26 protein-coding genes are annotated in these 25937 nt (G+C 45.9%); 10 read left to right on the top strand and 16 right to left on the bottom strand.

Annotated elements, in window-relative coordinates:
* Positions 1-5: 5 nt before the first annotated feature.
* Positions 6-2591, top strand: a complete 2586-nt coding sequence (locus tag AC1XTG_RS24650) for a phosphoenolpyruvate carboxylase (protein WP_056279280.1) — start codon at positions 6-8, stop codon at positions 2589-2591.
* Between the two features lie 90 nt (positions 2592-2681).
* On the opposite strand, the gene AC1XTG_RS24645 is transcribed toward AC1XTG_RS24650, so the two are convergent.
* Both AC1XTG_RS24645 and AC1XTG_RS24640 read right to left on the bottom strand, forming a co-directional pair.
* Positions 2682-3194, bottom strand: a complete 513-nt coding sequence (locus AC1XTG_RS24645) for a hypothetical protein (protein WP_056279282.1) — start codon at positions 3192-3194, stop codon at positions 2682-2684.
* Between the two features lie 71 nt (positions 3195-3265).
* Positions 3266-5119, bottom strand: coding sequence for a zinc-dependent metalloprotease (locus AC1XTG_RS24640; RefSeq protein ID WP_484843801.1), 1854 nt, complete (start codon positions 5117-5119; stop codon positions 3266-3268).
* A gap of 256 nt (positions 5120-5375) precedes the next feature.
* Between AC1XTG_RS24640 and AC1XTG_RS24635 the strand changes: the two genes are divergently transcribed.
* The 3 genes from AC1XTG_RS24635 (at position 5376) to AC1XTG_RS24625 (ending at position 7196) form a co-directional block, all read left to right on the top strand.
* Positions 5376-5810 (top strand): MarR family winged helix-turn-helix transcriptional regulator, encoded by a 435-nt coding sequence (locus AC1XTG_RS24635; RefSeq protein ID WP_056279286.1) that lies wholly within the window; start codon positions 5376-5378, stop codon positions 5808-5810.
* Positions 5811-6002: 192 nt separating this feature from the next.
* Entirely contained in the window at positions 6003-6734 is a 732-nt protein-coding gene (locus AC1XTG_RS24630; protein WP_484843800.1) for an SIMPL domain-containing protein, read from the top strand.
* A 126-nt stretch (positions 6735-6860) separates the two neighbouring features.
* A complete protein-coding gene (locus AC1XTG_RS24625) occupies positions 6861-7196 on the top strand; it encodes a YtxH domain-containing protein (protein ID WP_056279288.1) in 336 nt (111 codons plus the stop codon).
* Positions 7197-7246: 50 nt separating this feature from the next.
* Here AC1XTG_RS24625 and nudK read toward each other — a convergent pair whose 3' ends face one another.
* The gene (gene nudK, locus AC1XTG_RS24620) at positions 7247-7843 is read right to left on the bottom strand and encodes a GDP-mannose pyrophosphatase NudK (RefSeq protein ID WP_484843799.1); all 597 of its coding nucleotides are present in this window, start codon (positions 7841-7843) and stop codon (positions 7247-7249) included.
* A 131-nt stretch (positions 7844-7974) separates the two neighbouring features.
* On the opposite strand from nudK, the gene AC1XTG_RS24615 reads away from it, so the two are divergent.
* On the top strand, positions 7975-8481 hold the full coding sequence (locus tag AC1XTG_RS24615) for a cupin domain-containing protein (protein WP_484843798.1): 507 nt from the start codon (positions 7975-7977) through the stop codon (positions 8479-8481).
* 4 nt (positions 8482-8485) lie between these two features.
* Here the strand turns inward: AC1XTG_RS24615 and AC1XTG_RS24610 are convergent, their stop codons facing one another.
* Both AC1XTG_RS24610 and ggt read right to left on the bottom strand, forming a co-directional pair.
* Positions 8486-9835 carry a hypothetical protein gene (locus AC1XTG_RS24610; protein ID WP_484843797.1) on the bottom strand — a complete coding sequence of 450 codons (1350 nt, stop codon included), beginning with the start codon at positions 9833-9835 and terminating at the stop codon, positions 8486-8488.
* Between the two features lie 110 nt (positions 9836-9945).
* Entirely contained in the window at positions 9946-11712 is a 1767-nt protein-coding gene (gene ggt, locus AC1XTG_RS24605; RefSeq protein WP_484843796.1) for a gamma-glutamyltransferase, read from the bottom strand.
* Between the two features lie 128 nt (positions 11713-11840).
* Between ggt and AC1XTG_RS24600 the strand changes: the two genes are divergently transcribed.
* Together AC1XTG_RS24600 and AC1XTG_RS24595 are read left to right on the top strand one after the other, a co-directional pair.
* Positions 11841-13082 carry an ABC transporter permease gene (locus tag AC1XTG_RS24600; RefSeq protein ID WP_056279294.1) on the top strand — a complete coding sequence of 414 codons (1242 nt, stop codon included), beginning with the start codon at positions 11841-11843 and terminating at the stop codon, positions 13080-13082.
* A gap of 61 nt (positions 13083-13143) precedes the next feature.
* On the top strand, positions 13144-13596 hold the full coding sequence (locus AC1XTG_RS24595; protein ID WP_056279297.1) for a hypothetical protein: 453 nt from the start codon (positions 13144-13146) through the stop codon (positions 13594-13596).
* A gap of 12 nt (positions 13597-13608) precedes the next feature.
* Here AC1XTG_RS24595 and AC1XTG_RS24590 read toward each other — a convergent pair whose 3' ends face one another.
* The gene (locus AC1XTG_RS24590) at positions 13609-13941 is read right to left on the bottom strand and encodes a translation initiation factor (protein ID WP_056279299.1); all 333 of its coding nucleotides are present in this window, start codon (positions 13939-13941) and stop codon (positions 13609-13611) included.
* 33 nt (positions 13942-13974) lie between these two features.
* Positions 13975-14850: a diacylglycerol/lipid kinase family protein gene (locus AC1XTG_RS24585; protein WP_056279301.1), complete on the bottom strand. Its 876-nt coding sequence runs from the start codon at positions 14848-14850 to the stop codon at positions 13975-13977.
* Between the two features lie 225 nt (positions 14851-15075).
* On the opposite strand from AC1XTG_RS24585, the gene AC1XTG_RS24580 reads away from it, so the two are divergent.
* Positions 15076-15510, top strand: coding sequence for a YybH family protein (locus AC1XTG_RS24580; protein WP_484843795.1), 435 nt, complete (start codon positions 15076-15078; stop codon positions 15508-15510).
* Positions 15511-15560: 50 nt separating this feature from the next.
* Here AC1XTG_RS24580 and AC1XTG_RS24575 read toward each other — a convergent pair whose 3' ends face one another.
* Both AC1XTG_RS24575 and meaB read right to left on the bottom strand, forming a co-directional pair.
* Positions 15561-16043: a lipocalin-like domain-containing protein gene (locus tag AC1XTG_RS24575; RefSeq protein WP_056279302.1), complete on the bottom strand. Its 483-nt coding sequence runs from the start codon at positions 16041-16043 to the stop codon at positions 15561-15563.
* Between the two features lie 104 nt (positions 16044-16147).
* Positions 16148-17134, bottom strand: a complete 987-nt coding sequence (gene meaB, locus AC1XTG_RS24570) for a methylmalonyl Co-A mutase-associated GTPase MeaB (protein WP_484843794.1) — start codon at positions 17132-17134, stop codon at positions 16148-16150.
* 134 nt (positions 17135-17268) lie between these two features.
* Between meaB and AC1XTG_RS24565 the strand changes: the two genes are divergently transcribed.
* Positions 17269-19263: a M1 family metallopeptidase gene (locus AC1XTG_RS24565; RefSeq protein ID WP_484843793.1), complete on the top strand. Its 1995-nt coding sequence runs from the start codon at positions 17269-17271 to the stop codon at positions 19261-19263.
* A 74-nt stretch (positions 19264-19337) separates the two neighbouring features.
* Here the strand turns inward: AC1XTG_RS24565 and AC1XTG_RS24560 are convergent, their stop codons facing one another.
* From AC1XTG_RS24560 to yihA, 5 genes are all read right to left on the bottom strand, one after another.
* Positions 19338-20282 (bottom strand): 3-oxoacyl-ACP synthase III family protein, encoded by a 945-nt coding sequence (locus AC1XTG_RS24560; protein WP_484843792.1) that lies wholly within the window; start codon positions 20280-20282, stop codon positions 19338-19340.
* A 129-nt stretch (positions 20283-20411) separates the two neighbouring features.
* Complete coding sequence (locus tag AC1XTG_RS24555) at positions 20412-21536, bottom strand: glycosyltransferase (RefSeq protein ID WP_484843791.1); 1125 nt, start codon at positions 21534-21536, stop codon at positions 20412-20414.
* The gene (deoC, locus tag AC1XTG_RS24550) at positions 21533-22192 is read right to left on the bottom strand and encodes a deoxyribose-phosphate aldolase (protein ID WP_484843790.1); all 660 of its coding nucleotides are present in this window, start codon (positions 22190-22192) and stop codon (positions 21533-21535) included. The genes AC1XTG_RS24555 and deoC overlap by 4 nt, the downstream gene beginning before the upstream one ends.
* 70 nt (positions 22193-22262) lie before the next feature.
* Complete coding sequence (locus AC1XTG_RS24545; RefSeq protein ID WP_082489048.1) at positions 22263-22799, bottom strand: DUF5606 family protein; 537 nt, start codon at positions 22797-22799, stop codon at positions 22263-22265.
* A gap of 94 nt (positions 22800-22893) precedes the next feature.
* Positions 22894-23505: a ribosome biogenesis GTP-binding protein YihA/YsxC gene (gene yihA, locus AC1XTG_RS24540; RefSeq protein WP_056279315.1), complete on the bottom strand. Its 612-nt coding sequence runs from the start codon at positions 23503-23505 to the stop codon at positions 22894-22896.
* A 152-nt stretch (positions 23506-23657) separates the two neighbouring features.
* Between yihA and AC1XTG_RS24535 the strand changes: the two genes are divergently transcribed.
* Complete coding sequence (locus tag AC1XTG_RS24535) at positions 23658-24131, top strand: thioredoxin family protein (protein ID WP_056279317.1); 474 nt, start codon at positions 23658-23660, stop codon at positions 24129-24131.
* Positions 24132-24199: 68 nt separating this feature from the next.
* On the opposite strand, the gene gmd is transcribed toward AC1XTG_RS24535, so the two are convergent.
* Together gmd and AC1XTG_RS24525 are read right to left on the bottom strand one after the other, a co-directional pair.
* The gene (gmd, locus tag AC1XTG_RS24530) at positions 24200-25312 is read right to left on the bottom strand and encodes a GDP-mannose 4,6-dehydratase (protein ID WP_056279318.1); all 1113 of its coding nucleotides are present in this window, start codon (positions 25310-25312) and stop codon (positions 24200-24202) included.
* A gap of 57 nt (positions 25313-25369) precedes the next feature.
* Complete coding sequence (locus tag AC1XTG_RS24525) at positions 25370-25936, bottom strand: SPOR domain-containing protein (RefSeq protein ID WP_484843789.1); 567 nt, start codon at positions 25934-25936, stop codon at positions 25370-25372.
* Position 25937: the final 1 nt, after the last annotated feature.

Here is a 25937-nt window from a genome sequence, read left to right as displayed (position 1 = left end):
TCATTATGAATAACAGTTTTCAGGACGCAGTTGTAACGAAGTATAATATTTTCAACAGCCTTTTCCTGAGTTTGCCCTATCGCGGTATTTTTCAGACGGGTTCGTTACTTCCGATACTTACGCAGCAGAGTGAGACAGGTTTTCAGGAGGGAAAATCCCCGAAGGAAATCATCGAGCACTTTTTTTCGGAACTACTTGAAACCGCCACTCCCAAGGAAAGGACAGATCTGCTTTTTGCATTTATTCAATATATTGAAAGGCAAGTTGTACTCTTCGATTCCGTTGAAGATGCTGCATTTGACCAAACCCACGATCTTACCGGAAAAGGCTCCGTTACTTACCTGACCGAAAGGCTGGACAAAGACGAGCTGAAAAAGAAGCTGCTGACGAAATTGCAGGATTTCAGTGTTCGCATCGTTTTGACTGCCCACCCAACCCAGTTTTACTCAGGTAAAGTGCTCGGGATTATCAACGATCTCGAAGACGCGATCAAAGAGAATGATTTTACCGAGGTAAATCAGCTTTTGCTTCAACTTGGTAAAACTGCATTTATCAATCACGAAAAACCTACTCCATTCGACGAGGCTGTCAGCCTGTGCTGGTTCCTCGAAAATGTATATTATGACGCTATTCCGTCTATCCTTGAAAAGCTGATCAATGGGTTGGGAATGAGCGTTCACGACTGGCCTTATCCGAATGTGTACCGGCTTGGTTTCTGGCCGGGGGGTGACAGGGACGGTAATCCTTTTGTTAATCCGGACATTACGTTGCAGGTAGCGGACAGGCTGAGAGAGACACTTTTGCGCAGCTACTACCGCGATATCCGTCAGCTGAAAAGGAGACTTACATTCAAGGGCGTCGACGAAGCAGTGTCAATTGCGGAAAAGAAGATGAACAGTACCATCTTTGGTCCGTTCGAAGAGGGTTATGCCAATGCACAGGAGCTGATTGACGAGTTGCTGAAAGCACGGGAAGTGCTGGTGAGCAAGCATCAGGGACTGTTTGTGGAGCTGCTGGACAATTTTATTTTGAAGCTTAACCTGTTCGGTTTCTTTTTCGCGAGCCTTGATGTGCGGCAGGATAGCCGGAAACATGCGAAAGCGTGGGAGGATATTCTGAAAAGACTGGAAAAGAAGATCCCGCTATTGAAATACAGTGATTATGAAGGCTGGGACGAGCCGAAGAAAATAGAAATGCTGCTCTCGCTCAATATTCCTTTGCGCGACGAAGATTATGAAGATCCTTTGACAAAAGATATCCTCGGGTCAATCAGAGCAATTAAGACGATCCAGGAGAAAAATGGTGAAAAAGGCGCTCACCGCTATGTTATCAGCAACAATACTTCTGCGTTGAATGTAATGCAGGTGGTTGCGCTGGCGAAGAATCTGATTGCTGATGAAAATGGCAAGCTTGCGCTCGATGTAGTTCCATTGTTCGAGACGGTGGACGACCTGGCCAATGCGCCGGAAATCATGCGCAGCTTGTATGAGAATGAATTTTACCGCAACCATTTACAAAATCGCGAGAACCACCAAACAATTATGGTAGGATTTTCGGATGGAACGAAAGATGGCGGTTACCTGCGCGCCAACTGGTCTATCTACCGCGCGAAAGAGGAGCTGACAAAGGTTTCGAGAGAGTTTGGGATCAAAGTCACATTCTTCGACGGTCGCGGCGGACCGCCTGCACGCGGAGGTGGCAATAACCACAATTTCTACTCCTCGCTTGGATCCGATATTGAAGATAAGGAGATACAACTGACCGTACAGGGACAAACTATCAGCTCCAATTACGGAACCGTAACCACGGCGATGTACAATCTGGAAAGATTGTTTACCGCTGGCTTGGAAAACCATTTATTCCGTGACAATCGTGCTGAGGATGAACTAAGTACAGAAGATAAGGAGTTGATCGAGGAAATGGCAGAAGCAGCCTACAACTCTTACCTGGACCTTAAAAATCACCCGATGTTTGTCAAGTACCTTGATAAGAAAACGCCATTGCGTTTTTACGGTCAGACCAACATTGGCAGCCGCCCCACGAAGCGCGGAAACGATGATGAAGGCTTGAAATTTGAAGATTTGCGGGCTATTCCATTTGTAGGTTCCTGGGCGCAGATGAAGCAGAACGTACCTGGCTTCTATGGTTTTGGATCGGCGATCCGGCAAATGGCGGACGAAAACAAGGTTGAGGATATCAAGCAACTTTACAAGAAATCCCTGTTTTTCCGGACTTTGATCGAAAATTCAATGCAGTCGCTTTCAAAGGCGTTTTTCCCGGCAACAAAGTACTTGCGTGACGAGGAAGAGTACCGCGAGTTTTGGGACAAAATGTATGACGAATTCCTGCTAACGCGCGACCTGCTGTTGGAGGTATCAGGACAGAAAGAGCTTCTGGACAGTAACAATGTGACAAAGGTATCAATCAAAACACGTGAGCGCATTGTATTGCCTTTGATTACCATTCAGCAATATGCATTACAAATGCTTGCACTTGACCCCAAAGACCTGCCGGTTGATGTAGAAACCTACAATCAGCTGATCATGCGGGCGATGTTCGGGATTATCAATGCAGCGAGAAATTCGGCATAGGTAGTTATTCCTATTACATAAATGAAAATGCTCCTGGAACTTACTTTCAGGAGCATTTTCTATGTAAAATGAAATTCAAAATCTAGCCGTTTAATCCTGCACAAATCGCGTGTGAAACCTGCCATTCGTGAAACGCAATGTATCCGGAAGAACAGGCTCGCCACCATCTCTTGTCTTTATCATGGTTATCTGGAAAGTCCCTTTGATTTCTCCCGTTTTGCTGTTGTACATTTCGATATTTAAATAGTTGTCAAAGCCTTCCGCCGGCCCGTAAGAATCTCCTACAACATCCCCATCTTGCATGACCACTAACAAATCCGCATAAACAGGATCCTTTTCATCACAATGCAACGCTGACCTTGCAATGATTTTGTTCATTCCGGCTTTCTTCGGGATCTTCATTAAATTAAGTTGCTGTCTTAGATGGCCTTCAGGAGAATACAATTCTGTAAGTACTTCCAGGTGGTCTTGGGTGCAGGGCATACTTGAAGAGTAGGGGATCATTCCAGAGGAAACGGTTTGATAAGCGTTTTCATAAGTCTTATTCCAATTTTTCCCATTCAAATCAGCTTCAAAATAGCCGATAGTGCCCCGGCTTGGCATGAGATGCTGTTTATAACAGCCAGTTAAAATATAAACAACAATGGAGGGATATAGCGATTTTCGTAGAAGTCTCATTTCTGAACGATAATACGTTTTACAACTATCTTGTCATCAATGGTCAACTTAACTAAATAGCTTCCATTTTCGAGCTTGTCATTTTTCCAAAACAAAGAATGTGCTCCCCGCATCTGCCGGGTTCTTGGTGGAACCAAGTTTTTCAACAGAATACCAGATAGGTCCATAATTTCCAGGCTGACATCTGCCTCAGTTTCCAAATTGTAGTGAATTTGTATCTGTTCACTTGCCGGGTTTGGGGTCACTTCAAAATCGGGATTGAATGTGTCCATTGAGTCAATCCCTGCACTTCCCTGTCTGTATGGGCTTGGCATCTGAGCAGTTATTGCGATGAATGCAGTAGTCGATTTTCCACCAGCTGTAACAGTACCCTTCAGATAAATTTTTTGATTTTGATAGAAAAACCAGGTGAAAATGTCAGTTGTCGTATTAGATAATGTATAGTTTACTCCGTCATAGCTGTACTGCCAGACGAAAGAATATGGCGCGTTACCACAGCTATAATTAAGCTCGAAGTTTTTTCCACCCTGTGTTGTCACGTAGGTTGGTCCGTCAATGTAAGCTGCCAATGGAGGAGTAGGGTTCGGCCGGAAACCGCCGACTACTAAATGGGTTTCAGTGATTCTCTTTGCATTGTTATTGTTAGCAGCAGTTCCAGTTGCCTTTCCTCCTACACTAATGTTTGGATTGGAAAAGTTGAGGAGTCTATTACTCCCGTCCGCAGTCTTGTCGCTCATCATTGTGCGATCAATTACGACTCCCAATCCATTTTTTATGTTGTAGCCTTGGGCATATTGCGGGTTACCATCTTCCCCATCGTGTCTGCAACCAAGTATATGCCCAACTTCGTGCGTAAATGTCTTATTTGTCACCGCATTTAATATTTGCACGATTGAATAAGCCGTGGAGTTGTTGAAAAATGGAGTTGCAGTTGCTCCTCGGGCGCCGTAATTGCCGTTTGTAAAAAGTACAACCAGATCTGCCTGATATTGGTCCCGTAAATTTTGAGCGGAGATATTCATGCTCAAATCGTTCACATCACCAGTCATTTTGTTGTCTTTCTCAATGAAATCCAGGGCAGCAACTCCCGCCAGCGTCAACACTGCATTGCTGGTAATACCGCTATTGTAAATTGTACTGTTAAATTGGGCAATGGAGAGGTTTGCCTGATCAATGATTGTTTGAACATTGTTTGCAAGCTCCAAAGCTTTAGGCGTATACAGCACCAGCACCCGCGGATTTACAAGCGGCTGACACGCGTTCATCTTGGCATTGTGATCAATCGGAGTTTCAGTTGAAGGCGGCGAGAGCTCTGCATGGGTCCGGTTACCAGCTTTGTCGCCAGCATCTGTGGCACATCCCACATCACTTGCTTTTCCAGGATCAATCTCCTGCAAGCAATATAGTCCATTCAGGGCAGGAAATATTTCATAAATGCCCGCTGGTGTGGATATGTGTGCACTGATTCTCCCTGATTTTGCAATGAGTACAATGGTACCGCGACCTTCGTCTGTCTTTCCAATCCATTCATAATTCGAGTCGTCGTGATATTCCACGTGACTCACTTCGGCAGTGATCGGGCGCGCCTGGCCGGGAATGTTGATTTTCATTACTCCATCTCTTTGCGCCTTTTTCAGCGGATTTAGCCGGACAAAATGAAATGCGGTGACATTTGGATTTCTCCTGATTCTGGTTTCGTATTCGTCTAGCTCAGGGGAACTTTGAAGTTCTTGCTCGGCGACAGGTTCGATAAAGTGGATTAACTGCGCGAATGCAGCACCCGAACAAGTGCAGAAAATAACAAATGTAATCCAGGCAATTTTTCCGAAATGCGTAAAGTATCTATGCATAAGTAGAAGGGTTAATAGTAGAACAATGCCAACTAGATTGGGTGAAATGTTCTATTATTTCTAGGATTAACAAAATAGTTTTATAGCTGCGGGTGGCGCGAATTAGCTGCCGGTGAGAAGCTGAGTACGAACGGAAAGGTTGCCAGGGAAAGTTGGCTTTGATCAGCCAATTTTCGTTGCAATTATTAGTAGACGAATAGTTGGGGAGACTTATAACCCGATATACTCAATAGCTAAACTTCAACTTGTACTCTACATGACACATCACTCCGATCATCGTGCCTATTTTTTTAAGATAGACACGACTATCAAAAAAATTCGTAACGCCTTGCAAAAGCAGCTGACAGAAGCCGGTTTCGATTTGACAGTGGACCAATGGGTGCTCATAGATCATATATTCAGGAAGCAGGGAGTGAGCCAGAACGAGCTCGCTGAAATGACCTTCAAAGATCCGCCAACTGTCACCAGGATCATCGATCTGCTTGAAAAAAAGGGGTTGGTGGAGCGCGGGCCGGCAGCAGGTGATCGCAGGAAATTCAACCTTTTTTTAACAAAAAATGGTCAGGCTATCTACAACCAGGCTTTTCCGATCGTAGCGGACATTAGGAGAAAAGGGTGGGGCAGCCTTAACGATTCAGATTATCAGCATTTTGTGCGGATAATGGACTCCATTTACCAGAATTTTACCTGAATCTTTCCACAACGAAATCAAATGGAAGATGATCCTCACAAGGGCAATCTTCCATTTTTTATTTTACAGCCATGCTACATTCCTTTAAACTTTAGCAACAATAAAGCATCTAAACTGCGTTGAGATACAAAACACCTTTACATGGTGTGTATTCCAGCGTTCATTTTCAATTCATTTTTATTTTTTAAAGCCATGAAAAAAGCATTTTTAGCAAGCTTCCTCTTATCGGCAGCCATGTTGTCCCCAGCGTTCTCACAGGTAAAAACAGAACAATTGATGCAGGTACCGAATATTGAAGTGGCCGGTTTCGCTGAAATCGAGGTAGTGCCGGATGAGATATACTTTAACATTTCGCTGCGTGAGTACTATGCAGATGAAAAAAACCAGAAGGATAAAGTGGTTATCAGTACTTTGGAAAAGCAGCTTGTGAAAGCAATAGCCGACGCAGGTTTGCCGAAAGAAAGTCTGTCGATCAGCGGGGTAGGTGGTTACCAGGATTATGTTGATAAAAAGAAAAAGCCTGCCACTTTCCTCGAAAGCAAGCAATATGAGCTGAAAGTGAGCAGTGCGGAGAAACTCGATATTATCATGTCCAAAGTGGAGAGCCGCGGGGTTAATTATGCGAATGTTTCCCGCGTGGACCATTCCAAAAAGGAGGAATTTAAGAAGCAGGTAAAGATCGATGCATTGAAAGCAGCCAAAGTAAAGGCTGAATACCTGCTCGCGTCACTGGATCAGAAACTGGGCCGTGTGCTGGAAATTAAAGAGCTGGATGAAAACCTGTACTTCCCTCAGCCGATGTTTGCAAAAGCCAATGTACGCGCATTCTCAGCCGAGTCGGCCGATGCAGTTACCCAGAGCGATGTACAGTATCAGAAAATCAAGATCAGCTACCGGATGCAGGCGGCATTTGAAATTAAATAAATCCTTCTGAATTATGCCTGCTTTTTGCAGGCATAATTTTTTGGTGGTAACTCACCACCGGAGCAGGTCTCCGGGAAATTTAGAAATGGTTATTTAACTTAAAGCTAAACTAAGTAACTGGAAATCATGGGCATCAATTCAAAACATCTGGCCACATTTATTCTTGGCGCCGCAGCAGGGGTTGCAGCACACAAGTATCTTCAATCCGAAGATGGAGAAAAGCTTTTGGAAGATCTTAAAACCAAAGCGAATAGTCTCAAAGCAGAGGCCGAGGGCGCAATTGATAAAGCTCCCGAGTACTTTGAAGAGCTGAAAAGCAAAGGAGCTGAATCGCTCAAGGGAAATTTCCCTGACGTGGAGTCGTTTCTGAAAGATCTTTACGAAAAATTCGTCGGGAACAAAGAAACTTCCACCACCACAGCCACTCCCGCGAACACACCTATTCCCGATCCCATTTCGTAGGAGCAGGATAGTATATTGAAATGCAGCTTGAAACCGGCGTAACGCCGGTTTCAAGCTGCATTGTTTTTTAAAAGGTGGTTAATCTGCGCATACTGGATCAGCATGATGGTTTTTGCATCCTTTATTTCGCCACGTGAAATCATGGAGAGTGCCTCTGCAAACGGGATTTCCATTACTTCAATGTTCTCCTGCTCGCCGTCGGCGCCGCCACCTTCACTCACTTTCATTTCTTCGGAATATTCGCCTACAAAAAAGTACAGAATTTCAGTTACCGATCCTGGCGACATATAGGCTTCAAATATTTTGCGCACGGAACTGAGCTTGTAGCCGGTCTCTTCCTCTGTCTCCCTGATAATGCAATCTTCGGGATTGTCTTTATCGAGCAAGCCTGCACACGCTTCTATGAGCATTCCTGATGCATTTCCATTCGTGTATGTCGGGAGCCGGAATTGATTGGTAAGTATAACGGTTTGTTTCTCAATGTTGTACAGCAGAATGGTAGCCCCATTCCCCCGATCATAAGCTTCCCGGCTTTGCCGCTCCCATTTGCCGTTGTTGCCCTGATAATCAAATGTATACTTACGCAATGTGTACCAGTTATCAGACAGTACTTCTTCATTGACCAACCTTACGCGTGGATTCTCCATTGAACAGTTTTGATTAAAATTGATTAATAATGATCAAAAGTAAATGAATTGATCAATACTGACAAATGTGATTGATTATTTGGCAGCTATCAGCTTTCAACCTAGTTTAGGAGCTGCTTACTGTAACTACTATGAAGTCTCTTGAATATTGGGTTGAGAAATACCAGCTGCAACCACACCCGGAAGGCGGGTTCTATGCAGAAACTTACCGTGCGAAAGATGTAATCAGTTCGGAGGCACTGCCGCCTAGATTTGGTGGGGAAAGAGCGGCGAGTACAGGTATTTATTTCCTCCTGGATGCGCATCATTTTTCCGCATTTCACCGGATCAAATCGGACGAAATGTGGCATTTTTATGCAGGTGACGCTTTGGAGATATTTGTAATTGACCCAACAACCGGGAAACTTCAGATCATCAGATTGGGAAGTGATCCCGAAAATGGAGAGACTTTTCAGGCAGTAGTTCCGGCGGGAGCCTGGTTCGGCTCGCGCCCGGCTGCCGGAAGTTCCTATTCGCTGGTCGGCTGTACAGTCGCGCCCGGCTTTGATTTCAGGGACTTTGAAATGGCAGACAGAGCGGCATTACAAGCCGAGTATCCCGAATTCCAGACAATCATTGCTGAGCTAACCAGGATTTAAGCTGCTATTTAACTTCCATTTTTGACCAGTAAGGCTTCGATTCGTACCGGTTAGTATAAACGCCGGTAACCGTATATTTCCCGACAGGCAGATCAGCCGGGAGCTTGTATTTGCCCAGAGGATAACTCACACCAGCTATTCCCCAGTTATAAACGACAAGTTCAGGAGCAAGATCAACCGTCTTGGCCGCCGATTTCAGGCGAAGTCGGGGAAGCCTGTTTACATCAAAATTGGTATTTCCTGATCCGTAATCGAGTGGCTGGGATTTGGTGTAGAATTCGTCACCTCTGTTAAGAGAAAGAGGTAAAGTATTTCGCTCATGCGTTTTTTCGATACTCCCTTTCCAAATTGTTTCCAGACAGTTCGTTTCGAAGTTGCCTACATAAACACTGTTCTTGCCAATCAGTTTGTCCTTTTCATAAAACGAAAGCAGGTACACACCCTCCTCTAAATTGGCCGGGATCTTGTCAAGCGAGATCTTGGAATGGTCATTCACCCGCATTGCGGCGGTCACTGGTTTTTCAAGAAAGTCGCTTGAAAAAGTCACAGTATACTTTCCTTCCGGGATAAATATTCCGCCCGTGGCAGCAACGGTATCTTTCCTTGTATACTGAAATTTATAAGTCGGCCAAACAGTAACTATCGGCGTGTCGCGGATGAATTTGATGCCTTCAAAAACCACCGGTTCCTGATTATAAAATAAAATTTCCAACCTGTACGGATCAGAGGTAAGCAGCGCTTCTGTCTTCTCCAATCCAATCCGACCTTCTATATTATACACGACTGTTTCCGTCGAAAAGCCAGTTTTTGGATTGACAACTCTTAAAATAGGTCCTGCCTGGTTTGGACTGGAAGGAATACTGCCCACTTTGGCCTCAAACCGAAGCGGGAAGTTGATGCCCTGCGCATTGATGGGCAATTCTTTGCTAAGCAGGGTAATATTGGGTTTGCCAGAGAAATTAAAATATACATTGAAGAAGAAGGTGCCGCGATTGGCTTTTTCGCGCAGCTCAAACATCAACGGACCGGCTCCCTGGTATGTGAACCTGATAATACTGTCTTTGGTAATCTCACCGTTCTGGTTTACCAGTCCGATGTTCGAATGCAGCGACAATTTAACTTCGGCCTGCTGCTCGCTGTAAGTGTCGGGCAGGCTCACCATATAGCTGTTGGAAGTAGAATCAAAAGTGATTTGCTGTGCACCTGTTACATTCAGACCTTTCAGGAATTCTCCTGCTTTCGTCGGATTTTCGGCTTGCGGCTCAGGCTTTGGACCAACTTCCGGGTCTTTATCTTTCTTACACCCTGAAATAAGTGCGACTAGCAGAAGTATCAGGTAAATGGACTTTTTCATGGCAAATTCGAATAAACAAATGGTTACTCTGTTCATCCGAATTTAAGTCTTATTGCAGACAAATTGCAATTAATCATCAACAATCTATAAGCCCGTCCGCCCGCATTCCATCAGTACCCGACGCTTGTATCGTCGCCCCGGGGATCCGAGCCGCCTTCAAGCGTTCCGTCGGGTAAGACAAGAATGCAGTCCATGCGGCCGATTGTATTTCTTTGTTGTTCAAGAATATATCCTTTATCCTGTAACTTTTTGATTGCTCCTTCTGAAAATGCATTGGCTTCAAATGTTGTCTTGTCGGGAAGCCACTGATGGTGAAATTTCAATGCATTCACCGATTGCTGCATTGTCATTCCATGTTCGAGCACGTTCAAAACGGTCTGGTACACAGAAGTAATGATGGTCGAACCTCCGGGAGTACCTACCACCATGAAAAGCTTACCATCTTTTTCGAGGATAGTCGGCGTCATGGAGGAAAGCATTCGCTTACCTGGCGAAATTGCATTGGCTTTATTTCCAATAAGTCCGTACATATTCGGCGCACCGGCTTTGATACTGAAATCGTCCATTTCATTGTTCATGAAAAATCCGGCGCCTTTGATTACAACGCGGCTCCCGTAACCTCCATTCAATGTAGTAGTGAGCGAAACTGCGTTTCCCTCTTTGTCCACAACCGAAAAATGCGTGGTTTCCAGACTTTCATATCCCGGAAAAGTACCGCCTTGAATATCCTTGCTGTCGGTTGCTTTATTCCAGTTGAAATCTGCCCAGCGACCAGCCAGGTATGCTTTGTTCATCAGCGTCTCCTGCGGCACTTTCACGAAATCGGGATCACCCAGGAACTTGGCCCTGTCAGCATAAACGCGCCTTTCGGCTTCAATCATCACCTGAATGGTTGAATCAGCATGCCAGCCCCATTTCCTTAACGGAAACTGTTCGGTAAGGCGCATTAACTGCACCAGTGCAATTCCGCCACTCGAAGGCGGCGCCATGGTGATCACTCTATAGTGTTTATAGCTCTCAGCTATGGTTTCCCTCCATTCCGCATTGTAGTCAGCAAGGTCTTTTTTGCTGATTATCCCTTCCCCATTCCGGTTTATGTCTTTGACAAGCAGCCGGGCTGTTTTGCCTTTGTAAAAACCATCACGCCCTTTTTTCTGGATCCTTTTCAAAACCTTTCCCAGATCCTTCTGAACAAGAATATCGCCCGCAGCCCATTCCTTTCCGCCCGGATGAATAAAGTAGCCGGTACCTGGATTGAGCGTTTCCACATCTTTTCGCACTGCATTCAGCCCGCGTGCCTCCCGCTCTGTCTGCACCACGCCATTCATCGCCAGGTCTATTGCGGGCTGTAAAACCTGCTTCCATGAAAGTTTACCGTGTTTTGCATGCACTTCTGCCATTCCCGCTACGGATCCCGGCACACCGGAAGCAAGTCGGCCCAGAGTACTTGCTTTTGGAATGATGTTTCCGTCTTTGTCGAGGTACATATCTGCGTGCCCTTTTGACGGCGCTTTTTCACGAAAATCGATGCTGTAACTCTTCCCGCTCTTGTCGCGCAGCACCAGAAATCCGCCGCCGCCGAGGTTACCTGCCGAAGGGTGCACAACCGCCAATGCAAACTGCACAGCCACCGCCGCATCAACCGCATTTCCTCCCGCTTTCAATATCTCAACTCCCACCTTTGAAGCTTCGGGATGTGCGGACGCAACCATGCCATTTTTGGCGAAAACACCCTGCCTGTCGCTGAAATAAGGTTTTTGATTTGGATCGTCGGAAAGGAACTGGTAAAAGCCGGTGGATTCCTGAACAGGTTTCTGGGCAGATGCAAGCCACGGAATGCAACAGAAAATAATGAAGAATGTGTAGTGTTTTTGCATAACAGGAGTGTAAGGTTAGTGTTGTAAGATATCAAATCAGACCGTTTTTCTTACCTTTTGTAACAATTTATTTCAGGATCAGAGGCTTAACCGTTAACTTTTGAATTGAATATGTCCCGACTGTGATTATGAAATTTTTACGACAGGTTTTAGAAAGTCTCAGATTTGCCTGGCAAGCGCTAAAGTCTAATATTACGCGCACAATCCTTTCCCTGCTCGGTGTTACAGTCGGCATTTTCGCCATTGTTGCCGTCTTTACCATTGTTGATTCCTTGGAAAGAAGCATCAAGGACAGCATGAGTTTCATTGGCGATAAAGTGATTTATGTTCAAAAATGGCCCTGGGGTTTTGGAGGTGAATATCAATGGTGGAAATACTTTCAGTGGCCGGAGCCCACTTATGCCGAATACAAATATCTATACGAAAACCTCGAAAGTGCCAGCGCAGTTGCCGTGATGGATTTCAAGGGAAATACAACTCTTAAAAACGGCTCAAACAGCATCACAGCTCAAATCCAGGGCGTTTCCTTCGAGTACAATCAGATCTCCGAAATTCCGATCGCGACAGGCCGCTACTTCATTCCGCTGGAAACAAGCAATGCAAGGAATGTCGCCGTGGTAGGTGCGGATATCGCCTCTGCCTTGTATCCGGGACAGGATGCGATCGGGAAACCTTTCAAGTTGGCCGGTAATAAATTCACGATTGTTGGGGTACAGGTGAAAAAAGGAGAGAGTCTGGTCGATTTTGGCGGTAGTCCCGATAAGAACTGCATTATCCCTTTTACTGCATTTTCAAAATTATTCCAGTCAGGCCGCAGGAGTGCTGATATAGTTGTCAAAGGCTTCCCGGAAGATGAGGGAATGCAGGAAGTCGAAGCTGAGATAACCGGCTTAATGCGCACCAAACGCGGTATAAAGCCCCGTGAAGGAAACAACTTCTCACTCAATCGTCCCGAGGCGGCAGCACAGGCAATTGCCGGCTTGTTCGCTGTATTAACGATTGCGGGCTGGGTGATAGGCAGCTTCTCCATTCTGGTAGGAGGCTTCGGGATTGCAAACATCATGTTTGTTTCGGTAAAAGAAAGGACAAACCTGATTGGTATCCAGAAATCACTTGGCGCGAAAAACTATTCCATTCTTTTTCAGTTTCTTTTCGAGGCGGTTATGCTCAGTTTGGTAGGCGGATTGGTAGGGATATTCCTGGTTTACCTGATGTCTTTTGTACCAATGGGTTCGCTGGAAATCCTGCTGACACCGGGTAATATCCTGCTCGGACTTACCGTATCCAGTGTCATCGGCGTGCTTTCAGGGATCATTCCCGCGATGCTTGCCGCCAGAATGGACCCGGTTATTGCAATCCGCGCGAAATAGTAGGAAAAATCAAACCGTTTTCCGAAGTTAGCTTTCATCATAAACACTGAATTTCACACTTATGCGTAAATGGGTCATATTCGCGATTTTTCTCGCGATTATCTTTGGAATCTTATACTATCTCACGTTCGGATATTACAGCGAAGGCAAAAGAGGCGGTTTTATTACCAAGCTCAGCAACAAAGGATATTTGTTCAAAACTTACGAAGGCGAGCTTAGAATGGGCGGGCTTTATGAGGGCGACGGAACAATGAACTCGTCGGAATGGGTCTTTTCTGTAAGCGGGAAGAATAAGGATGCGATTGCAAAACTCGAAGAAGCGATCAAAAATGGTCACCGCGTGTCGCTGACCTACGAAGAGAAATTTTTTACGCTTCCCTGGAATGGGGATACCAAATATTTTGTGACGAATGTTGAGGTGCTGGGCGGCTCGCGACCTGCTTTGCCAGACAATCAGCCGCAGACGGAACCGCTGCCTTCTCCCACAGAAATCGATACCAACGAAGTACTTTAATGCAAAGCCGGACTAACCTCCGGCTTTTTTTGCTTTATATCCTTTGCTGGTCAGCCAGGTGATTACCTTGTCGCGGTGGTCTCCCTGGATCTGCACTTCGTGGTCCTTTACTGTCCCGCCGCTTCCGCAGAGGTTTTTGAGCAGCTTGCCCAAAGCTTCCAGGTCCGATACTTTGCCTGTATAACCTTTTATCACCGTACTTACCTTTCCCCCGCCCTTTCTTTCCAGCCAAACCCGCAGGTCCTGCTGATTCGGCGGCAAAGTCTCAGCTTCATCGTCGGCATCATTAAACTCGAAATCGGGATTGGTTGAATAGATGATCCCGGAGCGGTTCTTTTTTGACATTTTTAAAACTGTATTCCTGTTTGTAATGTGAATTTAAACAATCACGCGCAGACTTTCAGGTTTGATACTGACTTCAATGCGCGCAGTTGTTAGCTGCAGGGGCTCGCCATCGTAGTGGATCAGCGGCGGCGCTTCGGTCTCGATCACAGCGTGCGTTGCACTTTGATAATCGATAAAACGCGACGCCTTCATTTGTTTGGTAAAAAGCTGGTATGCGAGCGAAGTACCATACCATTTTGGAAAAGGTTTGATCGTGCAGATATCGAGCATTCCATCCTGCAAATTAGCCTGCGGAGCTACCCAGGCGTTATTTCCAAACTGACCTGCATTGGCAAACGAGATGGAGAATGCATTGGTCTTTACACCATTCAGCTTGAAGCTCTGCGGCTTGTAGTGCCAGTAGGAGCGGAACGAAACATTGACATAAGTAGCCAGTCCGCGCACTTTCTGCTGACTGAAAAGGTGACCAACGTACGCGTCAAAGCCCATCCCCGCCGTGCAGAAGAAGGGAATGTCGTTGAGTGTTGCCGTATCTATTGTAACCTGCTTGCCCGAAAAAAGCTTGTACAGCGATTGGTCCAGCGAAATCGGAATCCCTAAATGCCTGGCCAGCCCGTTTCCCGAACCCAGCGGAATGATACCAACCGGCGTTTTGCTACCTACAAGCGGCTGCGCGATTTCGTTAATGGTACCATCTCCCCCCACTGCCACAATACCAGCCCAATCCTGCCGGTTAACGTGTTCTTTCACAAGCTGCGTAGCATGCGCCCGGCCTTCGGTAAAAAGAATTTCTGCATTACAATCATTTTTGTCCGCGATAGACTGAATGCGGGAAGTAATGAAGTCAGTTCTTTTGCCGGTTGAAGTACCCGAGTTTGGATTGAGGATAAAGAGAAAGGAGCGAGCCACTGATCAGGCGAAGAATAAGAAAAGTATGAGTAGAAAAACGATAATGAACAGGTAGTAAATACCATCGATAAACGGATATTTCTGCCTGTCAATCTTGCTGAAAAGATCATTGAACTTTCCCATTCCTGCGAATTACTGTCGTGTAAATGCTGTTAGTACCGGCCAATCAAATCTTTCATTATATTGGAAGACCGAACAACTGTTTTACAAAAATCTGCAAAAAATATGAGAAACTGGCTTTTTAGCCTCATCCTGCTTGCTACCTGCACCTTCTCATTCGCCCAGTCGGACAAGGACAAGGAAGAAGTGCTGGCGATACTCCGGCAGCAGGAGGCGGACTGGAATCAGGGAAATATCAAATCCTTCATGAATGGATACTGGAATTCTGACTCGCTGATGTTTGTGGGAAAAGCAGGTATTACTTACGGGTACAAAGCAACCTACGAGCGATATATGAAGAGTTATCCCGACAATGCAACAATGGGAAAGCTGAAATTTACATTCCTGAATTTCTCCTTTCCGGGCCCGGGTGTAGCATTTGTTGTAGGTAAATTCCATTTGACCCGACCAGAAAAAGGCGATTTGGAAGGACACTACACTTTACTTTTCAAGAAAATAAAGGGAAAATGGCTGATCATTTGCGATCATACAAGCGGATGAAAACAAGAAAGCCGGGTTGATGCCCGGCTTTCTTGTTAGATATCGGTCGCCTATACTCTCTTGAAAATAAGCAATGCATTCACAGGAGGCTTGGTGGTATCTGTGTTTGTATTCACCACCACAGTCAGGTCTGTTTGTGTTTGCGTGATCTTGAATTCTTCCGAGTTACTTCCCTCAGTCAATGTAAGTTTATCGCCATTTACCTTCCATTTGGCATTGGTACCTACGGGAACGAGCGTACCTATTGCAGTTACCGCCACCGGGCAATCAGCCGTTGCGATGGTGTTGTTGGCATTGAAGGTCAGTTTCATCTCAAAAATACACGGAACTACCGCCTTGATCTGCTCAATGTTTCCAATAGGAGGAGCGCCCGGCTCGGGAGTAATCGCAGTCAGCTGCCAGGTACCTACAATCGGATTATTATCGAGCGGCTCGGCATCGGGCTCTTTGTCGTCTTTACAGGCAGCTACTATCAAAGCCATCGCGAGCAGCATCGCATAGAGAGACCTGGTTGCGTAATGAGTGATTTTCATGGATTTTGGAATTAATGTGATCAGTTGGGAAATGGTAAGTTTAACGTTCAAACCTACCTTAAAAATGCTTCCGGCGAAAAACTTTTAGCGGTGAAGCGGAAAAATTACCGCTTCAACCATAATGCGATCAGCTCTTTTGCCGCGCTGGCAGGAAGTAAATTACCTTCTTTGACAGCCGCTTCAAGGCTTGGTAACCGGGTTTTGACCTTATTGTTTTCGTAAAAACTATCTTCCAATAGCTGCCGGATCATTTCATGCATCCAGTCTATTTGTTGCAATGCACGGTTTTTTTCAAAGTATCCGCTGAGTAGCGTGGTATTTTCAAACTCAGCGATTAGATTCCAGATCTCTGCAATGCCTTTGTTTTCAATTGCCGAGCACGACATGACCTTTACCGGAACACCGGAGCTTGCCGGCGGCATTAAATGTAATGCATTCTGATAATCAGAAATGGCGGTTTCCATTTGCTGTGCATGATTTGCATCTGCCTTGTTGACCACAATGGCGTCGACCATTTCCATAATCCCCTTTTTGATCCCCTGTAATTCGTCGCCGGCGCCGGGCAATGTAAGCAGCAGGAAAAAGTCTGTCATTCCTTTCACGAGCGTTTCCGATTGTCCCACACCGACCGTTTCCACCAGAATTACATCATAGCCGGCCGCCTCACACAGCATCATAGCCTCACGGGTATTTCGAGCAACGCCGCCGAGCGACAAGCCCGTTGCAGATGGACGGATAAATGCCAGCGGATTTCTGACCAGCTCTTCCATTCTGGTCTTATCGCCCAGGATACTGCCGCCGGTCTTTGAGCTTGTGGGATCTACTGTAAGCACCGCCACACGTTTTCCAAGAGAGGTAAGGTGTGTGCCGAGCGCCTCGATCAGCGTACTCTTTCCTACGCCGGGTACCCCTGTGATCCCTACGCGCAATGCATTTCCTGAATGAGGTAATATGCCTTGAAGAATGGAATGCGCCAGTTCGCGGTCGCCTTGCAGCCGGCTTTCAATGACGGTAATAGCGCGGCTCAGGATAATGCGGTCACCGGCCAGGATACCGTTGACGTAAGCTTCTGAAGAAAGGCGCTCCCGCATAGTTTTTGATTAAAATACTGCCTAGAAGGCGGTATGTCGTTCGTCGCCGAAAATTAAACTTTTTATATGAGAAAAGGCGAAAAGGCGTATCTTGGTCGTTTTCAATTCTATATTTTCCAATTATATTGATCAGAATGAAAATTTCGATGGTTCGTCTGGGTTTGCTTGTGTTAAGCAGTCTGGGCTTTTTTAGCGCAAGTGCACAGGAGGCTGGGAAAGGGGCTTATGACGCACACGTATTGTTTCACCCGCTGTTTAATTTCCAGCCAGGTAACGAATACCGCACAGGCAGCGGCGCGCCGGGACCTAAATACTGGCAGAACAAAGCCGACTATAAAATCAACGTAACGCTCGATGAGGCGAAAGGAACAGTGAGCGGGGATGTAGAGCTGACTTACAAGAACAACAGTCCTGAAAACCTTGAATTTATCTGGCTTCAACTGGATCAGAATGCATTCAGTGAGCAATCGAGAGGAGGCAGAACAACGCCGGTGACCGGCGGAAGATTCGGGAACACAGGTTTCAATGGCGGAGATTCCATTACCACTGTAACTGTTCAGCAAGGCAAAGACAAGTTTGTTGAAGCCGATTTCAAAATCACAGATACCCGCATGCAGATCCGCCTGAAAAATCCGGTGAAAGCAAACGGCGATGTGATCAAAATCAAAATTGCTTACGCCTTCAAAATTCCCGAGTACGGTTCAGACCGCATGGGAACATTGGAAACAAAAAATGGTATCGTGTATGAAATGGCACAATGGTACCCGCGGGTAGCTGTTTTCGATGATATAGAAGGCTGGAACCTGTTGCCCTACCTGGGTGCGGGTGAGTTTTACCTGGAATACGGCGATTTTGAATACAATGTAACTGTGCCCTGGGACCACATTGTGGTAGGTTCGGGCGAGCTGTTGAATCCGGGTGAAGTACTTACCTCGGAGCAAAGAACCAGGCTGGCGAATGCAGCTAAAAGCGAGCAGACTGTGATGATCCGGTCGGCAGAAGAGGTTTCAAATCCTGCTACAAGGCCGAAACAATCAGGTATGCTTACCTGGCGCTTCCGTTGTTTGCAGGCGCGTGATATTGCCTGGGCCACTTCAAAAGCATTTGTGTGGGATGCAGCGAGAATGAATTTACCAAGGGGAAAGACTGCATTAGCGCAATCGGTATATCCTGCTGAGGACGGCGGATTGGATGGCTGGGGCCGCTCAACCGAATACGTAAAGGGCTGTATCGAGTTTTATTCGAGCTATATTCATGAATATACCTACCCTGTTGCTACCAATGTGGGCGGTATCGTCGGCGGAATGGAGTATCCGGGTATCGTGTTTTGCAGCAGCAAAAGTCGCAAGGATGATCTTTGGGGAGTAACAGATCACGAATTCGGCCACAACTGGTTCCCGATGATCGTGGGTAACAATGAGCGTAAATACGCGTGGATGGACGAAGGTTTCAACACATTCATCAACTTCCTGTCCAGTGACAACTTCAACAATGGCGAATATAAAACGACGCAGATGAATGATCTGCACCAACTGGCGCCGCTCATTTACAGACAGAAAGCCGACCCTATCATGACTATCCCTGATGTTGTTCAGGCACAAAACCTGGGTTGGGAAGCTTACCTGAAACCAGGTTTAGGTCTTAAAATGCTGCGTGAGCAGGTTTTGGGCAAGGAAAGGTTTGATTATGCATTTAAAGTATATGTGCAGAGATGGGCATTCAAGCATCCGACTCCTTATGATTTCTTCCGTACAATGGAAGATGCAGCGGGCGAGGACCTGGGCTGGTTCTGGAAAGGCTGGTTCTTCGAGAACTACAAGCTTGATCAGAGTGTGAAAAGCGTAAGCTACGTGGAGCAAAACCCGCAGCGCGGCTCATTTATCACAATTGAAAACCTGGACCAGTGGGCAATGCCAGCGAAGATTGACATTGAAGAAGTAAGTGGCAAGAAAACGCGGATTGAACTGCCTGTTGAAATCTGGCAGAGAGGCGGGACCTGGACTTTCAAGGCTCCAACCCAGCAGCCGATTCGTTCGGTAACTATTGATCCGGAACGTGCATTGCCGGATATCAATCCGTCAAACAATGTCTGGAAACCGCAGATGTTTGCAGAGCCGGAGGTGAACTGACAAAGTTTGTAAAAAAGAAAAGCCTTCCAATTGAACAATGTGTTCCGTCGGAAGGCTTTTTTAATGTCCTGCTATTAAATGGTAACCAGCATTGCGCCGTAAGAGTATCCTCCTCCGAAAACGGTCAACACGATATTTTCTCCTTTTTTAAACTTGTCCTTGTTTTCAGATAAGGCAATCGCGCAGCCTGCGCAACCGGTATTTCCCAGATATTGGATGTTGGAAATCAGCTTATCGACCGGAATGCCGAGGGTATTGATCACATTGAGGCTGATCCGGTGATTGGCCTGGTGCGGGATCAGGTAGTCGAGATCGTCAATCGTAAGTCCGCAAGCATGCAGTACCTGCTGACTCACCTTTGGCATATAAATGCACGCATTCTGGAACACATCGCGGCCAAATGGCATAATGACGCCGCGATCATTGGGCCGGAGTACCACTGCTTCAATCGCTTTTCCACTGGTAGCTGCTCCGCCTGTGATGATCTTTTTGATATGCATATCCGAATCGGTCTGGCGCTCTTTGGAAATCAGCAGTGCCGACGCCCCATCGCCCCATAAATGACCGGAAACCGTATCCATTTCATTGTAATAGGCAGTATTATGGTCAGAAACGACGACCAATGCTTTGGACGCTTTGCTCAATGCAAAGTAACCTTCCACGATCTCGATTGCATTAAGCAGCGAGGAGCAGGCGGATGAAATGCTCACCACCGGAATATCCGGGATTTGCAGCTGGTGCTGTACTGCATGGGCAAGCGTAACAATGGTATCGTAAGGCGTATAAGTAGCGCCGATAATAAGGTCTATTTCGTTCTTGCTGTAAGGAATATTTTCAAGTAGTGATTCAACCGCTTTAATTGCCATGGTGGAAGTATTCTCTTCCGCTGATGCCTTACGTCTTTCTGAGATTCCGGTCCGTTCTACAATCCATTCGTTGGACAGGTTGTTGAGATTTGTAAAATATTCATTACCAATAACTTCGCTTGGCAAATAATGACTAACTGTATTAATATACATGATTGAGAAGTTGACTCCGCAAACTACGATTCTTTTTGATTCCGAAAGTTAAATATTTCATAGAAATCGTAGTACTAAATATTTGAACAATTCAATAGTAAATTTATAAAATCATAATAACCAGATGGTTCAACCGCGATCTTTTTTTGTATCTGATATATCTACGTAAAAAGACAGCAGTTTTTGTGTTTCGTGCTTCCAATTATAAAAATTTTCAACGCAAATCTTACCATTCTTCCCCATCTGCACTCGCCGCGGATCATTTTCTGCCAGTAACACCAGCTTGTCAGACAGCTCCGCGTCGTCGTAAGGAGAAATACAAAATCCGCATTGAGAAGGTTCTACAATGGACTTGTACAAGGGAAAGTCGGAAGTGACCACCGGCAGGCTATGCGCCATGTATTCAAACAACTTGGTTGTATAAGAATCCGGGTAGTCGGCAACTGGTTTGAGCAGGGCAATCCCGGCTACACAGCGCGAGGCACATTGGAAGGCAGTCTGCTGGTCGGTATACCCATAAAAAACCACATTGTCGCGTACCTGGTCAAACCCTGGCAATGCTTTCAGTACATTCTGATCCAGCCGCAACGGTCCGAAAAAATGAGCTTTAAAGTGCGGGTAGCGGATTTTCAATTTCGCAAAAGCCAGCATGATAACATCAATGCATCTTTCCAGGGAAATCACACCAACATATAAGAACTCGGGATTTGCTGAGGTAGATTTTTGAGTGGATCTGCAAAGTTCAGGCTCCGGGATCCGCGCAAAGTTTTGAATCACAGCATAGGGATACCTCAATTTGCGGTAAGTACCGAGATATGCTTGTTCAGTAAAAATCAGGAAGAATTGCCTGCGCGCCAGCTTGTCGAAATACCGGAAGAACAGCTGATAGATCCTCGCATTGTTGTATTTCTTTATACTGAATTTCTGATAGAGATTTTCCTGAACTTCATAAATGACCTTGGCTCCCAGCCATTTGAACACGAAAGCAGCCGGTATAAGCTCAGGAACAAAAATGTGCAGAATGTCGGGTTTCAGCCGGAAGCATTTCCAGAACACAACCGGGTAGGTTACCAGTAATCTTGACCAGAGTTTTTTGAAAAAAGGCAGGGAAATGGTTCTAAATGCCTTTTGTTGCCTGACTTTCGGCAAAGCACATATCACCTCGTAATGCGCCGCCAGCGCAGGCGCTATTTTGTACATAATGCGCGGGTCGGTCGGCGGATGTACCGTGCTCAGTAGCAAAACCCGTTTCATTGCTGGCCGACAATGGCTACTCCCGCCGAGGTACCAATGCGATCCGCACCGGCCTCTATCAATGCAAGGGCTTGTTCAGCTGTGCGGATGCCGCCGGAAGCTTTGATTTTCACCTCTTTGGGAAGGATCGTGCGGAGGTTTTTGACTACTTCCACGTCGGCACCTTTGGGAGCAAACCCGGTAGAGGTCTTTACATAATCGGCCCCCGCCTCTGCACAGATTTCAGAAACCGTGTAAAGCTCGAATGAATCGAGGTAGGCAGTTTCGATAATGATCTTGATCAATGCATTTTTGCTGTGAGCCAGCTGGGCCAGTTGTGTCAGCTCCTGCCGCACACTCAGGTAAGCCATTGATTTAAATCGCGACAGGTTCATGACCACGTCCAGCTCGGTGGCTCCCTGATCCAATGCAATCTGTGCTTCTGCGAGTTTGGCTTCCGTGGCGGAGTAGCCCATTGGAAAACCGATGACAGTCGCAAGCTCAATCCTGACGGGACAAAACTCCATCATTTCAACCACGTAAGGCACATAGGTGGGTGCCACACAAATCGCTTTGAACTGGAACGTCCACGCCTCCTCGCATATCTTGCGAATATCAGTTTCAGTTGCGACAGGACTTAGCAGTGTGTGATCAATGCGGGAGGAGAGTGCGTTCATGTATTTGGTACAAGATCAAAAAATAAAAACCCCGCCATAAGACAGGGTTTTCGGATATTATCAGGCTTGACTAAGCTTTGCTTTTTTCTTTTTTAGCAGTTTTCTTGCCTTCGTCCTCCGACTCCGCACCAGCTTCTTCGGCTGCCGCTTCGGGTTCACTGGCTGCTTCTGTTTCTGTCACTACAAAAAGCTCCGGTAAATGCTTAGATAGCAGGTTGTACCACGTAATGATCTTTTTGATATCAGATACATATACTTTTGAACGATCAAAATCAGGCAGGATCTTGTTCAGGAACTCAATCAGCTCTTTGTCCGAGGCAGTTTTGATAGACAAGTCCACCTGTTCGCCATGTACTTCGCGAATTTTGGTAAATACGTCTTCAAGCGGAGCTGATTCCTCCTCTCCGTCTGTAAAAATAGACACGTCTTTCAACACAGAAACTCTCGCAGTGGGCCCGATCAGCGTTTTCTCGCGCTTTTCATCCAGGCTTTCAACAATCACGCCGGCGCGGCTGGGTTTGAGAATACGGAACAGTCCGCCTTTACCTGAAACATTTGCTATTTCCTTTAACAGCTCCATTCCTGTAGACTCTACTTTTTCACTCATCCTTTTTGTTATTTGTTATTTCTGATTTGAATGCGGTTTACTGACCGGCAAGTTTTCCGCAAAATAACGGAAAGATACTTCGCCAAACAACTTGCTAAGGCTGTGTATTCTGAAACGCGTCGTTGTAAGTTTGTATTGCTTTCAGAACAGCATCCCGGCCCTCGTTTTTTTCGGCCGATGTCACAAACATCGGCGGTATTTCTTCCCAGAGTTCAGCCAGTTTCGCGGTATATGCCTCCACCTGTTTTGCTACCTGCGCCGGTTTAAGCTTATCTGCTTTTGTAAAAATGATATGAAACGGAATGCCGGCTTCTCCCAGCTGCGACATAAATTCCAGATCGACGGCCATTGCGCTGTGCCGCACGTCGATCAATACAAATGTGCAGATCAGGTTTTGGCGGTTATACAGATAATCGTTGATCATCTTCTCCCACTTATCCCGTTCCGATTTGCTGACTTTGGCATAACCATAACCAGGCAAATCGACGAGGTACCAGGTCTCATTGATGATAAAATGATTGATCAGCTGCGTTTTTCCTGGTTGCTGCGAGGTTTTCGCCAGCGCTTTCTTACCTGTAAGCATATTGATCAGCGAAGATTTGCCTACGTTGGAGCGGCCGATGAATGCGTACTCAGGCAATTCAGGGGAGGGACATTTCAGATAATCTGAATTGCTCATTACGTACCTGGCATCCTGAACTTTCATAAGGAATTAATGTTAATGAAGCTGCGAAGTTATCTTTTTTGCCCCGCAAATCCATTGTAAAAGCTTAATCGTATGTTTAACAAGGAATTGTGAAAAACAAGATTACACGTTATTTTCGTTATTAGGATATAAGTATAACTATCAAGCAAGTAATGAGAAATTTAAAGAAATTAGGTCTGCTGATCGCTGTAATGGCTTTGTCGTTTTCTGTGGCCACTGCCGGAAATGGAGATAAGAAAGTAAAAGAAGCGGAAAAAGGAATTCAATTCGTTGAAGGATCCTGGGCTTCCATCCTGAAAAAAGCAAAGGCTGAAAACAAGATCATTTTTTTTGACGCATATACTACCTGGTGCGGACCGTGTAAGTTGCTTCAGAAAAATGTTTTTACAAGGGCAGATGTAGCCGAAGTTTTCAATGAAAATTTCATCAATGTGAAGTTTGACATGGAGAGCGGCGAGGGACCTAAGCTGGCCGGTAAATACCCGATCGAAGGCTATCCGACATTGTTTTTTATCAATCCAAATGGAAAAGTGGTGAAAAAGGTATTAGGCTACACCAGCGCAGAAGACCTGATCAAAACGGGGAAATCGTTGAAAAAGCCAACTGCGAAAAAGAGGACAGTTTAATAACAGTATATAAAGCGAAAGCCCCGGAAGCAAATGAGTGCTCCGGGGCTTTTCTATTTCTGATATTTTTATTCGTAATAGTTTGGAACACGGTGACCGCTGCTTTCGAGTAACCTGTCTTTTTTGAACAGGGTCACGTCAGCTGCAACCATATCATTAACCAGTGCTTTCAGGTCATACTTAGGTTTCCATCCCAGTTTTGTCATTGATTTCGTTGGATCGCCAATCAATAATTCCACTTCGGTAGGACGGAAATATCTTGGATCAACAGCTACTACTTCTTTGCCAACTTCAATCTGGAAATCAGGGTTGTTGCATGCAACAACGGTCGCGATCTCGTCTACACCTTCGCCTGTAAATGCAACTTCGATACCTACTTCGTCAAAAGCCATTTTCACGAATTCGCGAATGCGGGTGGTGATACCCGTTGCAATCACAAAGTCCTCGGGGGTATCCTGTTGCAGGATCAGCCACATCGCTTCAACGAAATCTTTGGCGTGGCCCCAGTCCCGTTGTGCGTCCAGGTTACCCAGGTACACTTTGTCCTGCAAGCCCAGTGCGATACGTGCAACTGCGCGGGTGATTTTGCGGGTCACGAAAGTTTCACCTCTCAATGGAGATTCGTGGTTGAACAAAATCCCGTTCACTGCAAACATATCGTAAGCTTCGCGGTAGTTAACTGTAATCCAGTAACCGTACAGTTTCGCAACTGCGTAAGGCGAGCGTGGATAAAAAGGAGTTGTTTCTGATTGTGGAACAGCCTGTACCAAACCGTAAAGCTCTGAGGTAGAAGCCTGGTAAATCTTGGTCTTTTTAGTCAATCCCAACAAACGAACCGCTTCCAGAATCCGCAAAGTACCGATACCATCCACATTGGCAGTGTACTCAGGCTCTTCAAAACTCACCTGTACGTGCGACATAGCGCCCAAGTTGTAAATTTCGTCGGGCTGAACTTCCTGAATGATCCGGATGATGTTGGTAGAATCACTCAGATCACCATAGTGAAGATGGAAACGCACATTTTTCTCGTGTGGATCTTCATAAATATGGTCGATCCGCTGCGTATTGAACAAAGAGCTACGGCGCTTAATGCCGTGTACTTCATATCCTTTGCTCAGTAAGAGCTCGGCCAGATAAGAGCCATCCTGCCCAGTTATCCCGGTAATCAATGCCTTTTTCATTTAGACGTCTAGTAAAATCGAGTGAGATTGCGATTAAATTATTACTGTTTATTTTAATTAATTGTTTTCTGCTGAGGGATTTACGTTCAAGCTTCTTTTTATATCGACACGGTCGGGTAAAATAACGGCCGAGGCATATTGTTCTTTAATCAGATCGAGGTACTGTTCTGCATCGCTGCGATACATGAAGTCACCTGCTTTAACGCGGTAAGTGGGTTGAGAGTAGGAAACGTAGGGGTTCAGATCTGGAAATGCCTGGTATATATAAGACTTTGCGCCGTCAGCTTCCTGCCGCACATTACCAACATACAGCTGAATGCGATATCCATTGATATACCTGATCGACTTGTTGTGTTTAGCCAGCGTATCCAGAACTGTATCCAGCTTTTTGTTAACGTAAAGCGGCTTGTCCACATCCGTTTTCGGCGCTGTGCCCGTCTTCGGAGCTGTTTCTGTGACGGCTTTGTCAAATACAGGTTCCACATATTCATACCTCGGGCGCACCGCCGAAAGGTCTTCTCTGTACTCCGAGCTGGACGAGCTGACTACCGACTTTTTACTACAGGCTGATAAGATGATCATGCCAATCTGCAGCGCCAATAAGGAATTCTTTTTCAGCTTCATA

Source organism: Dyadobacter sp. HNCC25DJ183 (genome assembly GCF_056895175.1).
This window is presented reverse-complemented; position numbering and strand designations above follow the sequence as displayed.

Excerpts from the sequence above, each read along its gene's own strand:
- AC1XTG_RS24650 (WP_056279280.1), top strand. The coding sequence starts at position 6 with ATGAATAACAGTTTTCAGGACGCAGTTGTAACGAAGTATAATATTTTC.
- AC1XTG_RS24645 (WP_056279282.1), bottom strand. The coding sequence starts at position 3,194 with ATGCCAAGCCGGGGCACTATCGGCTATTTTGAAGCTGATTTGAATGGG.
- AC1XTG_RS24640 (WP_484843801.1), bottom strand. The coding sequence starts at position 5,119 with ATGCATAGATACTTTACGCATTTCGGAAAAATTGCCTGGATTACATTT.
- AC1XTG_RS24635 (WP_056279286.1), top strand. The coding sequence starts at position 5,376 with ATGACACATCACTCCGATCATCGTGCCTATTTTTTTAAGATAGACACG.
- AC1XTG_RS24630 (WP_484843800.1), top strand. The coding sequence starts at position 6,003 with ATGAAAAAAGCATTTTTAGCAAGCTTCCTCTTATCGGCAGCCATGTTG.
- AC1XTG_RS24625 (WP_056279288.1), top strand. The coding sequence starts at position 6,861 with ATGGGCATCAATTCAAAACATCTGGCCACATTTATTCTTGGCGCCGCA.
- nudK (WP_484843799.1), bottom strand. The coding sequence starts at position 7,843 with ATGGAGAATCCACGCGTAAGGTTGGTCAATGAAGAAGTACTGTCTGAT.
- AC1XTG_RS24615 (WP_484843798.1), top strand. The coding sequence starts at position 7,975 with ATGAAGTCTCTTGAATATTGGGTTGAGAAATACCAGCTGCAACCACAC.
- AC1XTG_RS24610 (WP_484843797.1), bottom strand. The coding sequence starts at position 9,835 with ATGAAAAAGTCCATTTACCTGATACTTCTGCTAGTCGCACTTATTTCA.
- ggt (WP_484843796.1), bottom strand. The coding sequence starts at position 11,712 with ATGCAAAAACACTACACATTCTTCATTATTTTCTGTTGCATTCCGTGG.
- AC1XTG_RS24600 (WP_056279294.1), top strand. The coding sequence starts at position 11,841 with ATGAAATTTTTACGACAGGTTTTAGAAAGTCTCAGATTTGCCTGGCAA.
- AC1XTG_RS24595 (WP_056279297.1), top strand. The coding sequence starts at position 13,144 with ATGCGTAAATGGGTCATATTCGCGATTTTTCTCGCGATTATCTTTGGA.
- AC1XTG_RS24590 (WP_056279299.1), bottom strand. The coding sequence starts at position 13,941 with ATGTCAAAAAAGAACCGCTCCGGGATCATCTATTCAACCAATCCCGAT.
- AC1XTG_RS24580 (WP_484843795.1), top strand. The coding sequence starts at position 15,076 with ATGAGAAACTGGCTTTTTAGCCTCATCCTGCTTGCTACCTGCACCTTC.
- AC1XTG_RS24575 (WP_056279302.1), bottom strand. The coding sequence starts at position 16,043 with ATGAAAATCACTCATTACGCAACCAGGTCTCTCTATGCGATGCTGCTC.
- meaB (WP_484843794.1), bottom strand. The coding sequence starts at position 17,134 with ATGCGGGAGCGCCTTTCTTCAGAAGCTTACGTCAACGGTATCCTGGCC.
- AC1XTG_RS24565 (WP_484843793.1), top strand. The coding sequence starts at position 17,269 with ATGAAAATTTCGATGGTTCGTCTGGGTTTGCTTGTGTTAAGCAGTCTG.
- AC1XTG_RS24560 (WP_484843792.1), bottom strand. The coding sequence starts at position 20,282 with ATGTATATTAATACAGTTAGTCATTATTTGCCAAGCGAAGTTATTGGT.
- AC1XTG_RS24555 (WP_484843791.1), bottom strand. The coding sequence starts at position 21,536 with ATGAAACGGGTTTTGCTACTGAGCACGGTACATCCGCCGACCGACCCG.
- deoC (WP_484843790.1), bottom strand. The coding sequence starts at position 22,192 with ATGAACGCACTCTCCTCCCGCATTGATCACACACTGCTAAGTCCTGTC.
- AC1XTG_RS24545 (WP_082489048.1), bottom strand. The coding sequence starts at position 22,799 with ATGAGTGAAAAAGTAGAGTCTACAGGAATGGAGCTGTTAAAGGAAATA.
- yihA (WP_056279315.1), bottom strand. The coding sequence starts at position 23,505 with ATGAAAGTTCAGGATGCCAGGTACGTAATGAGCAATTCAGATTATCTG.
- AC1XTG_RS24535 (WP_056279317.1), top strand. The coding sequence starts at position 23,658 with ATGAGAAATTTAAAGAAATTAGGTCTGCTGATCGCTGTAATGGCTTTG.
- gmd (WP_056279318.1), bottom strand. The coding sequence starts at position 25,312 with ATGAAAAAGGCATTGATTACCGGGATAACTGGGCAGGATGGCTCTTAT.
- AC1XTG_RS24525 (WP_484843789.1), bottom strand. The coding sequence starts at position 25,936 with ATGAAGCTGAAAAAGAATTCCTTATTGGCGCTGCAGATTGGCATGATC.